Consider the following 12,907-nt stretch of genomic DNA (forward strand, 5'->3'; position numbering starts at 1 on the left):
CAAAAACTTTTCGACACCGTGCTCGAAACATATCCGGTCGATCGAAACGAACTCGCCACACTGGCGAAAAAGCGTGCAGAGCATATCGTCCAATATCTCGCGAAGGCGGGTGTTCCGAAGAATCAGCTGAAAACTGCAGATGTCGTCAAAATTGGAAAGCTCGACAAGATCGACATGATTCCGCTCAAACTCGGTATGGAAAGAAAAAACGAAAAGAAAAAGTAAAAAAGTAATATAATGAAAAAAGAACACATAGAAGGAGACGATGTGAGCAACAGAACATTCACGATTATCGACGATGAGAGTGGCAAGCGATACACCTACCCGGTCATCGAGGCGACAAGAGGTCCGAACGGTGTGGATATGCGGACATTCTACAAAGACAGCGGCCACTTCAGCTTCGACCCGGGCTTCACCTCGACGGCGAGCTGCCGATCCGAAATTACCTTTATCGACGGGGAAAAAGGGGAGCTCCGCTACCGCGGTATTCCGATCGAAGAGCTGGCGACAAAACACAACTATCTCGAAACCTGCTATCTGCTCCTGACCGGTTCGCTGCCGAACCGCGACGAACTGATCAATTTCGATTTCGAACTCCGCCACCGCGCATTCCTGCACGAAGGCCTGAAAAACCTTTTCGACGCGTTTCCGCAGGATGCCCACCCCATGTCGACCCTTTCCTCGGCTGTCGCGGCACTCTCTTCGTTCTATTACGAGCACCTCACAATCAACAGAGAGGCCGAATACCAGGAGATGGCACGCCGCATCATCGCGAAGATCCCGACGATCGCCGCCTTCTCCTACCGCCATTCACAGGGCATACCGTTCATCTACCCGGATATCGGCCGGAGTTTCACCGAAAACTTCCTCTACATGATGCGCGCCTATCCGGGCGGCAAGATGCACATTACGAAAGAGGGAGAAAACACGATCCGCCCCATCGAAATCGAAGCACTCGATACGATCTTCACCCTCCATGCCGATCACGAGCAGAATGCGTCGACGACGACGGTGCGAAGCGTCGCGTCGACGGGTGCCCACCCCTACGTCGCCATTTCGGCAGGCATCTCGGCCCTCTGGGGCAGGGCGCACGGCGGGGCCAACGAATCGGTCATCGAACAGCTGAAAATGATTGGAAATGTCAAACACGTCGACAAGTTTATCGCGAAGGCGAAGGATCCGGACGATCCGTTCCGGTTGATGGGTTTCGGACACCGCGTCTACAAAAATTTCGATCCGCGGGCACAGATTCTCAAACAGTACCAGGACAGCCTCAAAGAGGAGCTGGGTCTCGACAGCAACCTGATGCAGATCGCCTCGCGCATCGAAGAGATCGCCCTGAACGACGACTATTTCATCAAACGCAAGCTCTATCCCAACATCGACTTCTACAGCGGCGTCATATTGACGGCACTCGGCATTCCCCGAAGCATGTTTACCCCGATCTTCGTCATCGGAAGAACAGTCGGATGGATATCGCAATGGATCGAATTCAAAAAGGACAAAGACCAGAAAATCGTCCGGCCGCGGCAGATCTATGTGGGGCCGTGAGGCCTCCTGGAACCCATCTTGAAGATCTCCATGGGCGGGAATGGCACGCAAAAGGCACGCTAACGTCGTTGAAAATGCTCGACTTAGCTTTGACTAAGCCTTGCGCTTTTCGCCTCGTAGCCGCGTCGCATCTGTATGTCGATGCTTTGGACACGACAAACTCGAAGTTCCCGACTCGCGAAGCAAAATCGCTTCCGTTACCGGCTATGGGGATCTTCGAGATGGGTTCTATGCCTTGCAGCAGCTCGTCGTGTTCCCCTCGCAGCATAGAAGCATATATTCGGCATCGAGGCTTCCCTGCCGGGAGGCCTTCTTGAACCAGCGTTTTGCAGCCTCGAGATCCTTTTCGACGCCAAACCCTTCGTAGTACATCATCCCAAGAAAATATTGGGCCTCGGAATGTTTCCTGTGCTGTTTCAGCGCCGTCAGAGCCTCGTCGAACCGATCCTCCTCGTAACAGGTGATCGCCTCTTCGAGTGTATACTTTTTCTCTTCCATATCATCCCTCATAAAATTTTTCAATACGCAAAACTAAAATCCCACATTGTACGCACCCCATCCATGCAGCTTCTTCGCCGTTACCACATCGTAGTCGTCGAAGATGTCGATATGGTTGATCGCCACGAAATAGCACTCCTCCAGATCGTTGTCGATGCGGTCGAGCAGTGGCGCACCCCGGTCGATGACCAGTGTCAGAATGGCCGCGTTTTTCATGACGCGGAAAAACTTCTTCAAAATGGTCTGGATATCCTCTTCGAGACTCTCCGGCGAAATCGTGACGAAAATGTTCTCGTAGAGCCTTGCATGTTTGTTGTACTTCCTCTCGGCCAGATCGAGCGACTCGACCCGGCAGGCCGGATGATCGCCGGCATCGAACTCCTCGATCTCGCAGCCGACCGTACGAAGGTCATATTCGAACCCTTTTGACTTGGTGAAGTCGTAGAGCGTCCGATGAAAATCGTTGCTCCCGTCCGTCAGATGCAGAATCTGCTGGTTCGGGTAGTGCGGTGAAATCATCTGCGTCAGGAGCGCACTTTTCTGCGGATTCAGTCTCTGCATTCAGGCCTCCTCGTATTTGGCCAGTTTTGCAAGCAGTTTACCATGATTTTTTCCGTTCGTCGCTACAATCACCGGATCACCCAACCGATAGGGATCACCGAGATGGTTGCTTACGTTTCCGCCCGCCTCTTCGATGAGCAGAATACCGGCCGCGACATCCCATGGTTTCAGGTTGCACTCGTAGAATCCGTCCAGAATGCCGTTCGCCACATAGCAGAGGTCGATCGACGCCGCCCCGAAACGGCGAATATCCTGCGTATAGGGCAGAAGGTTTTCCATCGTCCGGACAACCCACCGGAAATCGCGCCCCCGTTCGACTTTCGTATAGGGAAATCCGGTCGCCAGCAGGGACTGCTGCAGATCGGAGGTCTCCGATACGCGGATCGGCCTGCCGTTGCAGAAAGCGCCTTTATCCTTTTCGGCAGTGAACAGTTCGTTGAGGATCGGGTTGTAGACGACGGCCGCCTCGGGTCTGCCGGACTCCCATACCCCGATCGAAATGGCACAGAAGGGTATCTTGTGGATAAAATTGGTCGTCCCGTCGATCGGATCGATGTAGATCGCTTTTTCAGCCCGCTCATGTTCGTCTGCACTCTCCTCGCCGATGATCGTATGGTCCGGCATCGATTTTCCGATACGCTCTTTGAGAAGGTTCTCGACGGCGACATCGTACTGCGTCACGAGATCGACGGTCCCTTTGTGGCGCACATCTTTCGACGCTTCGAACCCCTCGCGAAAGAGTTTTCCGGCTTCGAGCACGGCCGCTGTTACTTGATCCAACAAAAAAATCCCTTTTTTGGTAAAATTCGAAACATTTCAATAAAGTACGGCAATGATACCAAATACCGATCTGTTTCACAAAGCTCTTCGTCTCGCAGCCTGGGCACACTACGGCCAGGTGACGAAATTCGGCGATCCCTATATCACCCATCCGACGGCGGCATCCTACGAACTGCTGGCTGCTCAGAGTGCGGGGGAGGTGTTCGATGTCGATCTGGCGGTCATTACGGCACTGCTGCACGATGTCGTCGAAAAGAGCGACGTAACCCTCAAATCGATCCGAAAGGATTTCGGGCAGGCGGTAGCTGCCGGCGTGGCTGCCATGACCAAAAACGAGTCGCTTCCGAAAAACGAACAGCTCCGCGACTCCGTCACACGTATTCTCGATCAGCCCAGAGAGATCGCCATGGCGAAAATAGCCGATCGTATCAGCAGTATGCTGCCAATATCGTCGGAATGGAGCGACGAAAAGATCACGACAATCCTCGGCAATGCCGAAATGATACTTCAGGTACTGGGCGATGCCTCTCCCTATCTGAAAAACCGGCTTAAAAGGAAGATACGCCTGTATCGAAACGTATTGGAGAAACGACAATGAGAAACCAGCCGAAATACTCGATTTTCAAAAACGCCCGGTATGCGATGGAGGGATTTTTCGAAGTTTTCCAACACGAGACATCGTTCAAGATCGAAGTGATTCTCAGCATCGTTGTCTGGATCGGGCTTCTTTTCGTACCGATGCCGTTGATCGCCAAAGCGGTTCTGGCTCTCTCGATGCTGCTGGTGCTCATCGCCGAACTCGCCAACAGCGCCATCGAACGGGTCGTCGATCTCGTGACCCGCGAAAAGCACACCCTCGCCAAACACGCCAAAGACGCCGGCGCCACGATGGTACTCTTCACCGTCATCTTCACGATCGTCGTCTGGCTGGTGACCCTCTACATCGTCTATCTACAGCCGGCTCAGTGAGGCATCGTCGAGGAGTTGTTGCTCTCCCGGGGTAGAAACTCCAGCTCCTCGTGCATCTTCTGCATCTTTTTGTGTACCACCTCCGGCTTCGTAATCATCATGTACCCTTTGTAACTCGTGAAAAGACCGAAGAGCATGACGACGACCGCCGCAATTTTGATGACCAGCTGGCGGTAGCTCGATCCTTTGATGAGCGAGGAGAAGATGCCGACACCGAGCATCGCCGGAATCGTCGCCACCCCGAAAACACCCATCACGATGGCTCCCTTCAGCGCCGAACCGGCTACGATGGCAGCCGTCGCGAAGAAGTAGACAAGACCACAGGGAATGAGTCCGTTGAGCATTCCCATCAGATAGAAACTCGGCAGCGTCCGCGAATGGATTACCATCCTGAAGAGTTTGCCGAACCAGGAGCTCTGGGCGATGGAGGATTCGATGGAGTTGAGAAATTTGATCTTGCCGATCAAAGAGAGGCCGATCATCAGCATCAGCATCCCGACGGCGATAAAGAGCAGCCCCTTCGCCGTCATGTCGAAACTCACTTTCTGCCCCAGGTAACCGAAGAACGCACCGATGACCATGTAGCTGGTGACACGACCGAGCGAGTAGAGCAGGTGGGCGATCATCTGATGGGTTTTCGACCACTCCGCATCCACTTTCGCCGCCGTGTAGGCCAGGACAAAACCCCCGCACATCCCGATGCAGTGGCCGAACGACCCGAGCAGCGCCACCAGAAAGATCGTACTTAGCTCCACACTCCCCATCGTTTATCCTTCATCTTCTATTTTCGCTATTTTAGCGCAAGCACCGTTAATCAACGATCAGTTCGGGACGGTTTCGGTAGATTCCCACCCGCACGTTTTTCAATGTCACCTTCGTGCCGTTTTTCGGGCGCATCCTTTTCTTTCTGTAAAAGAGTTTGATCTTTCTGCCGTCTCCGTAATAGAGATAGCCCCGTCTGTAGATACCGGACACGGTGTGGACCACTTCGTTGACATACCTGGGATCGCTCAGATCGTCGTACTCTTTCAACAGAAGCGGTTCCACAGCCGCATTGCCGAGATCTTCGAGCACTTCGATCTTCGTTGCCTCCCGAAGCCCCTTGTAGTCGTAGAGTTTCCGGATCGCCACGCGGTATTTTCTCCCCACGTTCAGATACCCGGTATCCCGGTATACCAGTATCGCCCGTCCGCCGGGCTCTTTCAAAACGGCCACCTTGCCCCTTTTGTAGACAACGACCGCTTCGGGAACGATGCCATGCATCCATCCCAACGGCATCGTGTAGAGGTCGGTGATGTGGATGGTCTGCGCCGGTATCTTTTTCCCGCTCTTTTCATCTCCTGACTGTTTGGCTTTTTCGGCAGCCGCATAGGGTTCCGTCGTCACGGAAGCGTAAATCGGAAGATGGTCCGAATAGCCGGCATTCAGGTGTTTGCCGTGCCGCTTTTTCGCAACTTGCCATCGGAAAAGAGCACCCTTTTTCGTGAAAAGGTAGTGCGGCGTAAACTTCCGGAACGTGCGGTCTTTGTAGTTGAGTCCTTTGGCATCGAACATCGATGCCGGCAGCAGCATATGGTCGAGGGCGTGTTTGTCTCCGTAGAAGTTGTGGCTCCATCGCCGCTGGGGCGGGAGCTCCAGCCAGAGGTCGTAGTGGTAGGGCCGGACGATGTCGCGTTTGGAGACAGGTTTTCCATCCCGGACCGTTTTGAGAATATGGTTGATCCCTGTGATGCCGCGGGTGTCGTTGAGACGCGGGGTCTGCGGCAGTGTCCGCCACTCGTTCCAGTCGCTGTTGAAATCCCCCAGCAGTATGTAGTCGTCTCCCTTCGGCAGGGCTGTTACACGGCTCATAAGCGCCTTCGCACTCACCAGACGGCGGCTCTCCGGTCCGTTGCGGGACTTCCAGTGGTTGACGAAAATCCGCAGCCGACTCCCTTTTACGTCGATGACCGCTTCGAGGATGTTGCGGGTGCTCAGGCTTCCGTCGGGATCGATCTCCTTCTTGTCGACGATGGGAAACCTGGAGAGGAGGGCGGTTTTCACGACCGTCGGTTTGTCGTCCGCGATGGCGCGGTGTGGCATCGGCCAGCCGCATGCCGCCACACCTTTTTGAAGTGCCGCCAGCGCCCCGTCGCTCTCGACCTCCTGCAATCCGATGACATCGGGTTTCAGATCGCAGATGACCCGGGAGATGTTCCCGACCTTGATGGCGAACGCTTTTTCGTTCCAGCCGTAACCGGTAAAGGGAATGTACTCGGTATATTCCGACCCGCTCTTTTTCAGGTCGAAGAGATTCTCGACATTGTACGAAGCGACCCGGATGTCACGGGCAGCAAGCAGCAATGGAAACAAGAGAAACAGAAGGGACCAAAACGTTTTCATGGTGCCATTGTAACAGTTTTCACTCTCTTCCATCCAGTTTTTTCGATTTTGAAAGGATCAAAACCATCGTACTCACAACCACGGTGAAAATGATCGTATACCCCGTCGGAAGATCGAACCGGTACGAGAGATAGAGTGCCACGATGACGGAAGCCGCCCCGAAAATCCATGCGAAAAGAAGAGGAGACAACCGCGTCTGTGTCAACGCGGCATAGGCCGGCGCGACCAGCAGCGCGAAAACGACGAGAACACCGGCGATCTGTACCGACGAAGTCACCGTCACCGCGAGAGCGCCGAAAAAGAGCAGTTCTTTGGTAAAGCCCCTCAGTCTGGGGTATAGAATGAACATCAGGGCCGCGATGGCTCCATACAGCATCGACGCCTGGGCAACGTCCTCGGGCATCGTAAAAAGAATGTCCGCCGCATTGAGCTTCGAAAAGAGTTCCATCCCTTCGCCGCTTTGCGCCAGTATCAGCATGATCGACGAAATGCCCAGGGCGTAGAGCAGGCCGATGAAGGCTTCGACATGCTCGACGCGCCGCGTTCCTACGGCGATGAGCACCGCCGCCAGCAGCGCAAAACCGAGCGTCAGAACGGTCTGATAGGCCCCGTCGAAAAAGGCGGCGCTCACGGCGATGCCGACCGCAGCGATCTGCCCGATCGCCAGATCGGTAAAGATGACCCCTCGCCGGATAATCTCGAGCCCGAATATCGCGTGGATGAAGACCAGCAGAAGCCCCAGTACGAAAGCCGGCCAGAGAATCTCCACTATCGACATAGCCGCTCCGCGACAGTCTCGTAGAACTTCCGCAGGGTATCGGCTCCTTCAACGGCACCCACGTCGTGGGGCAGCACGACGACCTTCGCTTCCGTTTTCGAAGCGATAAACCTCGCCGTTTTGGATTCGTGGTAGACATCCTGCAAAATCGTATCGACCCCCTCTTTTTTCATCATGCCGATCAGCTCGACCGTATGCTTCGAACTGGGCGCGATGCCGGGAAGCGGCTCGATGGTCCCTGTCGATTCCATCCCGTACCGGTGCAGCAGATAGTTGTAGAGCTCGTGGTACTGCACCACCTTTTTCCCTCTGCAGCGCGCCATTTTCGCGTCGAAATCTTTCAGAAACTCCCGCCACTCCCTGCTGAAACGGTCGAAATTCTCCCGGTAGCGCCTCTTCGACGCCGGATCGATCGTCTCCAGCTTCCGTTCGATCAACGCGGCGATCGGCAACACATTGTGCGGATCGAGGGCGTAGTGCGGGTTCCCTTCCGGATGCACGTCGCCGTAGGCCCGCGAAACCGCATGGGTTTTGCCCAGCAGGTCGACGACGCGCGACGCATCGACGAATCCCTCTCCGCCCGGCCGAATTTTCGGATTGTTCGCCCGTTTGATCAGCGGCGGAAGCCAGCCGATCTCGAGCCCCGCTCCGTTGATCACCAGCAAATCCGCTTTGCGAAGAGCCGGGATCAGCGACGGTTTCGGCAGTATGAAATGGGGATCGAACTTCGGCGATGCCAGACTCTTCACCCGCACCCCCTCACCGCCGACCTCCTTGGCGATTTCGGCCAGATAGGGGTAGGTCGTCACCACATGGATCTCCGCAAGCAGCGCAGAGATCAGCGAAAACCATACAAATATGAACTTTTTCATAGCATCACTCCTAAAATGCGTGGGCGCCGTGCGAGCCCGCTTCGATCGTCAGTCCGAGCAGCAGCTCCTGGATATCCTTCCGGTCCCCCTCGATCCATTTCGACCGGTCGTAGGTGTACTGCAGACGCAGTTTCGAAAACTCGAAGGGCCTGTATTGCAGCATCACCGTATACCGGTCCAGATCCTCGGGCAGATCGCCTACATTCTTGAAGAGCAGGTCGTACCGCGCACCGCCTGCCCACTGTTGGTTATAGTCGTAGATCAGTTCGGTGTAGAGACCGGCCTGGTCCCCCGTGCCCTCTTTGTCCCGGTAGAGCAGCTCGCTCTGCCAGGTCAGCGCACTGTAGCTTCCAAAGAGCGTTTTGAGCGTCAGGTCGCCGCCGTAGATATGGGTAATGCCATGCGGGTTCCTTCCGCGCATATAGGTCAGTCCAGCCACCGCCGTACCGCTTTCGCCAAAATCGGCTCCGCCTTTCAGGTAACCCGTCCAGAGGTTGATCTTGTCGGTATCGCCGAAACTCCTGCCGTTGCTCCCCTGCATCGCTTCCACACCCGCCATCAGGTAGTTCTCCGTAGGGGCCACCCACTGCATCTGCATCCCTTCGTCACCCAGACCGCCGGGGCCGAAAAAGGTTTCGAACACCAGCGGAATGTTCGTGAAATTCCAGGCGTGCTGGTGTTTGGCATTGATTACACCGAACTCGCTTTTGAATTTGCCGGCTTTCATGCGCAGATGGTAGGGGAGGGTCCGGGTCGTCACGTAAAGCTCGCCGATGTGCAACCCGTCCTTTTCGATGTGAAACGCCGAATCGACGTCGAAATAGGGGCCTACCGTCGCGCTGATACCGAGTTCGCCGTAATTGAGGTTGAACCCCCTTTTGGGGTTGAACGGAATCTCACCCGGATTCGACAGAAAGCCCGGAATTTCATAATTTTCGTAAGCCTCGTTGCCGACGTTTCTGCCGAGCACCGACATATCCGCGACCAGCGAAATACTCGGCAAAAAGGCACTCTGGTCGAACGATCCCGAAAAACTCTCCGCCCGCTCGATTCGGGCGTCGAGCTCTCTCTCCTGCTTCTTGAGATCCCGACGCTCGAGCTCCTCTACGCGATGCTGGAGTTTTTCGATGACCTCCTGCTGCATGTGCATCTGCGTCTTGAGTGCTTCGATGTCACTCTCCGCCCCATAGAGTGCGGCAACGCACACTATGGAAGCGATCATAATCTTTTTCATAACATTGTCTCCCGATTGAAGTAAATAAAAATAGCGTGAATGAAATCAGGAGAAGAGGGGAGGCGAACGTGCCGATACTGTTTCGGGTCGATTGGAAAGTTTTATCTCATCCAGAGAGGGCAGAGGGGGTAGAAAAATGTTTTCGACAGGCGCCAGCGTGAAACTCTCGGCCACATTACCGCTGGCAAGATTGTTTTGGAGCGTACAGATAGGACAATCGTGATGGGTTTTAAGATCGTTATGGTGGTGAAGTCCACCCAAAAGCGTTGCAACGAGAAGGACAACACCGACAAGCTTTTTGACGAACCCCGATTTTTTCATGGGCAAATTATAGCGCATACATATCGGATCATTGATTTCCAGAGAAATACAATAGCAAGCGAGCAACTCCCGCCATAAGATAAAAATCGGATTGTCTGTATAATTGAGTGTTGAAAATAATTGCCAGGAAGGAGCTGTATGATGACCATTGGGGTTCCGAAAGAGATCAAAACGGAAGAGTACAGGGTGGGAATGACGCCGGCGGGAGTAGAGCAGCTTGCAAAAAGAGGGCATCAAACCATCGTCCAGGTCGGTGCCGGTATCGGAAGCGGATTTACCGACGAAGAGTATCGCAACGCCGGTGCGATCTTGACCGACGATGTCGAAACCATCTATCAAACGAGCGATATGATCGTCAAAGTCAAAGAGCCGCTTCCTGAAGAGTACCCTCTGCTCAGGGAGAACCAGGTTGTTTTTACTTTTTTGCATCTTGCTCCCAACAGGGAGCTGACGAACGTTTTGATGGAGAAAAAGGTCATCGCTATCGGGTATGAAACCGTGGAAGAAAAAGGGCGGTTGCCGCTGCTCGAGCCAATGAGTGAAATAGCCGGAAGGATGGCTCCGATTATGGGAGGCTATTTTCTATCCAGGCCACAGGGCGGTGAAGGAGTGTTGCTTGGAGGTGCCAGCGGAGTGCTGCCGGCAAACGTTCTGGTACTCGGTGGGGGAATGGTCGGTATGAACGCGGCCAGAACGGCAGCCGGGCTCGGATCCAACGTGGTCGTCATGGATATCAAGCCCCAAACACTCCGCTTCTTGGAGGAGACGAAACCACCAAACGTTTCGACCATGATTTCCAGCCCATACAATATACAAACACTTCTTCCCTCTGTCGACCTGGTTGTAGGCGCAGTCCTGATAGCCGGAGCGAGAACCCCGAGCCTCATCACCAGAGATATGCTGCATTTCATGAAAAAAGGAAGTCTCATCGTGGATGTCTCCATCGATCAGGGTGGATGTGTCGAAACCTCCAGGCCAACGACCCATGAGAATCCTGTTTTTGCAGTGGAGGGCATCATGCATTACTGCGTGACCAATATGCCCGGTGCCTATCCCCGCACCTCCACACTGGCACTGACCAATGCAACATTTCCGTTCGTGGTCGAGCTTGCAGATCAGGGATGGAAAGAGGCTTGCAGAAAACACAAAGCATTGGCCAAAGGGGTCAACACCGCAGAGGGACATATCACCTGCAAAGCCGTAGCCGAAGCACACGGATTTTCCTATCTATCTATAAACAATCTACTGGAATAACGCGCTTATTCTATTGTTTTGATGACCGGATATTCATTCTCAGCCATTTTTCCGCTTCCATCACGACGATCAGCCCAAGGGCCAGAATCGCCAGCTCGTCCCAGAGCCGGAAGGGGACCGGCTCGACCGAGAGAATGCGCTGCGTCAACGGAAAGTGCAGAGCGCCCACATGGATCGCCTGGGCGGCGATGACCGAGAGGATCAGCATCGGGTTCTGCAGATGCCTGATCCTCCACAGAGGCACCGTTTCGCTCCGGCTGTTGAAGACGTGGACGTTTTCGAAAAGCACCATCAGCATCAGGGTCAGGTTGCGGGCCGAATCCTCATCGTATCCGCTGCCAAGCAGGTAGTAGAAGAGGCCGAAGGCCAGCACGCCCATGTAAAGGCCGCCCGTGGCGATGCGGCTGATCATCACCCCGTTGAAGATCGGCTCCTCCGGACGGCGTGGAGGACGGTCGAGAATGCCCGGTTCCGCCTTCTCCAGACCCAGTGCCACATCCTGGATGCCGTTGGTGACCAGATTGAGCCAGAGCAGGTGGATCGGCAGCAGCGGCACGGGCACGGCGAAAAGGAGCGAGAGCATCACCAGCACGATTTCGGCGAATCCCGTGGAGATGAGCAGGTGGACCACTTTTCGGATGTTGTCGTAGGCGCGGCGTCCCTCCTCGATGCCGTTGACGATAGAGGGAAAGGCGTCGTCGGTCAGGATCAGATCGGCGCTCTCCTTGGCCACGTCGGTGCCCGACTTTCCCATCGCGATACCGATGTTGGCGAACTTCAGTGCGGGCGCATCGTTGACGCCGTCGCCCGTGACCGCCACGTAGTGGCCCAGCTTCTGGAACGCCTTGACGATCTGCAGTTTCTGCGCCGGCGCCACCCGCGCGAAGACCCGAATACCCGCGATCTCTTCGGGATCCTCCCCATTTTCCGTCCAGCGTGTCAGCGACTCGCCGTCCATCACCTCTTCGGGGCTCATGGCGATCTCCAGCTCCTTCGCGATATGGTAGGCGGTGGATGGGTGGTCGCCCGTCACCATCACGACCGTGATGCCGGCCCGCTGGCACCGCTTCACAGCATCCTCCACACCCTCCCTGAGCGGATCGAGAATGGCCGCGTAGCCGACCCAGTTAAAAAGCCGGCGTTCGAGCATCTTTTCGATCGAGGTTTCTTTCGATTCGGCTCTCGCCACGGCGATGATGCGGTACCCCTCCGCCGCCCACGTTTCGATCTCTCCCATCAGGCGCTCTCTGTCGGAGGGCGCCATCTTCGTATATTCCAGAACCACTTCGGGCGAACCTTTGATGACGTGCAGATACCCCTCGCCCCTTTCCACAGTGGCGCCGGACATCTTTTTCGAAGATTCGTAGGGCATCGTGTCGGCCCGCTCCGCTTCGAGCAGCTCCGAAAGTTCCAGCCTTTTTCTCAGGGCGAACGCCGCGAAGGCGACATCCACCTGATCCCCCAGCAGCGACGAAGGATCGCCCTGCCTGGCCAGATGCGCCTCGTTGGCCACGACCATCGTCTCCATCAGATCCTCCGGCACATTCTCCTGTGTATCGTAGATTCCCTCCGTCGTCACGAAGCGCTCCACCTCCAGGCGATTCTGCGTCAGCGTGCCCGTCTTGTCCGTCGCGATCATCGTACACGACCCGAGCCCCTCGATGGCCGCCAGTTTGCGGACGATGACGTGGCGTCTGCTCATCGCCA

At 55.2% G+C, this 12,907-nt stretch carries 15 protein-coding genes; 5 read left to right on the forward strand and 10 right to left on the reverse strand.

The window, feature by feature from the left end; translation table 11 throughout:
• A partial coding sequence (locus Q1K24_RS06940; protein ID WP_300367985.1) for a hypothetical protein occupies positions 1-225 on the forward strand: 225 nt, incomplete at its 5' end.
• A 42-nt stretch (positions 226-267) separates the two neighbouring features.
• The gene (locus Q1K24_RS06945) at positions 268-1,551 is read left to right on the forward strand and encodes a citrate synthase (protein WP_300368027.1); all 1,284 of its coding nucleotides are present in this window, start codon (positions 268-270) and stop codon (positions 1,549-1,551) included.
• A 228-nt stretch (positions 1,552-1,779) separates the two neighbouring features.
• On the opposite strand, the gene Q1K24_RS06950 is transcribed toward Q1K24_RS06945, so the two are convergent.
• Genes Q1K24_RS06950 through Q1K24_RS06960 form a run of 3 tightly spaced genes read right to left on the reverse strand, consistent with a single transcriptional unit; the run spans position 1,780 to position 3,390 of the window.
• On the reverse strand, positions 1,780-2,049 hold the full coding sequence (locus tag Q1K24_RS06950; protein ID WP_300367988.1) for a hypothetical protein: 270 nt from the start codon (positions 2,047-2,049) through the stop codon (positions 1,780-1,782).
• A 33-nt stretch (positions 2,050-2,082) separates the two neighbouring features.
• Positions 2,083-2,610 carry a hypothetical protein gene (locus tag Q1K24_RS06955; RefSeq protein ID WP_300367991.1) on the reverse strand — a complete coding sequence of 176 codons (528 nt, stop codon included), beginning with the start codon at positions 2,608-2,610 and terminating at the stop codon, positions 2,083-2,085.
• Complete coding sequence (locus Q1K24_RS06960; RefSeq protein WP_300367994.1) at positions 2,611-3,390, reverse strand: inositol monophosphatase family protein; 780 nt, start codon at positions 3,388-3,390, stop codon at positions 2,611-2,613.
• 52 nt (positions 3,391-3,442) lie between these two features.
• Between Q1K24_RS06960 and Q1K24_RS06965 the strand changes: the two genes are divergently transcribed.
• Both Q1K24_RS06965 and Q1K24_RS06970 read left to right on the forward strand, forming a co-directional pair.
• A complete protein-coding gene (locus tag Q1K24_RS06965) occupies positions 3,443-3,988 on the forward strand; it encodes an HD domain-containing protein (protein WP_300367997.1) in 546 nt (181 codons plus the stop codon).
• The gene (locus tag Q1K24_RS06970; protein ID WP_300368000.1) at positions 3,985-4,359 is read left to right on the forward strand and encodes a diacylglycerol kinase; all 375 of its coding nucleotides are present in this window, start codon (positions 3,985-3,987) and stop codon (positions 4,357-4,359) included. Before Q1K24_RS06965 ends, Q1K24_RS06970 begins: the two co-directional genes overlap by 4 nt.
• On the opposite strand, the gene Q1K24_RS06975 is transcribed toward Q1K24_RS06970, so the two are convergent.
• The 6 genes from Q1K24_RS06975 to Q1K24_RS07000 are packed head-to-tail and all read right to left on the reverse strand — an operon-like array spanning position 4,353 to position 9,964.
• Positions 4,353-5,123 (reverse strand): sulfite exporter TauE/SafE family protein, encoded by a 771-nt coding sequence (locus Q1K24_RS06975; RefSeq protein ID WP_300368003.1) that lies wholly within the window; start codon positions 5,121-5,123, stop codon positions 4,353-4,355. The two genes, Q1K24_RS06970 and Q1K24_RS06975, sit on opposite strands and share 7 nt — an antisense overlap.
• Positions 5,124-5,169: 46 nt before the next feature.
• Entirely contained in the window at positions 5,170-6,774 is a 1,605-nt protein-coding gene (locus Q1K24_RS06980) for an endonuclease/exonuclease/phosphatase family protein (RefSeq protein WP_300368006.1), read from the reverse strand.
• The gene (locus Q1K24_RS06985) at positions 6,761-7,519 is read right to left on the reverse strand and encodes a metal ABC transporter permease (protein WP_300368009.1); all 759 of its coding nucleotides are present in this window, start codon (positions 7,517-7,519) and stop codon (positions 6,761-6,763) included. The genes Q1K24_RS06980 and Q1K24_RS06985 overlap by 14 nt, the downstream gene beginning before the upstream one ends.
• Entirely contained in the window at positions 7,510-8,391 is an 882-nt protein-coding gene (locus Q1K24_RS06990; RefSeq protein WP_300368012.1) for a zinc ABC transporter substrate-binding protein, read from the reverse strand. Before Q1K24_RS06990 ends, Q1K24_RS06985 begins: the two co-directional genes overlap by 10 nt.
• 10 nt (positions 8,392-8,401) lie before the next feature.
• Complete coding sequence (locus Q1K24_RS06995) at positions 8,402-9,625, reverse strand: hypothetical protein (protein ID WP_300368015.1); 1,224 nt, start codon at positions 9,623-9,625, stop codon at positions 8,402-8,404.
• 45 nt (positions 9,626-9,670) lie between these two features.
• Positions 9,671-9,964, reverse strand: coding sequence for a hypothetical protein (locus Q1K24_RS07000; protein WP_300368018.1), 294 nt, complete (start codon positions 9,962-9,964; stop codon positions 9,671-9,673).
• 120 nt (positions 9,965-10,084) lie between these two features.
• Here Q1K24_RS07000 and ald point away from each other — a divergent pair, with 120 nt between their 5' ends.
• Complete coding sequence (gene ald, locus Q1K24_RS07005; RefSeq protein WP_300368021.1) at positions 10,085-11,200, forward strand: alanine dehydrogenase; 1,116 nt, start codon at positions 10,085-10,087, stop codon at positions 11,198-11,200.
• Positions 11,201-11,210: 10 nt separating this feature from the next.
• On the opposite strand, the gene Q1K24_RS07010 is transcribed toward ald, so the two are convergent.
• The coding region (locus Q1K24_RS07010; RefSeq protein WP_300368024.1) for an HAD-IC family P-type ATPase at positions 11,211-12,907 on the reverse strand (1,697 nt) is incomplete at its 5' end.

This window comes from Hydrogenimonas sp. (genome assembly GCF_029932565.1).
Classification (GTDB): Bacteria; Campylobacterota; Campylobacteria; order Campylobacterales; family Hydrogenimonadaceae; genus Hydrogenimonas.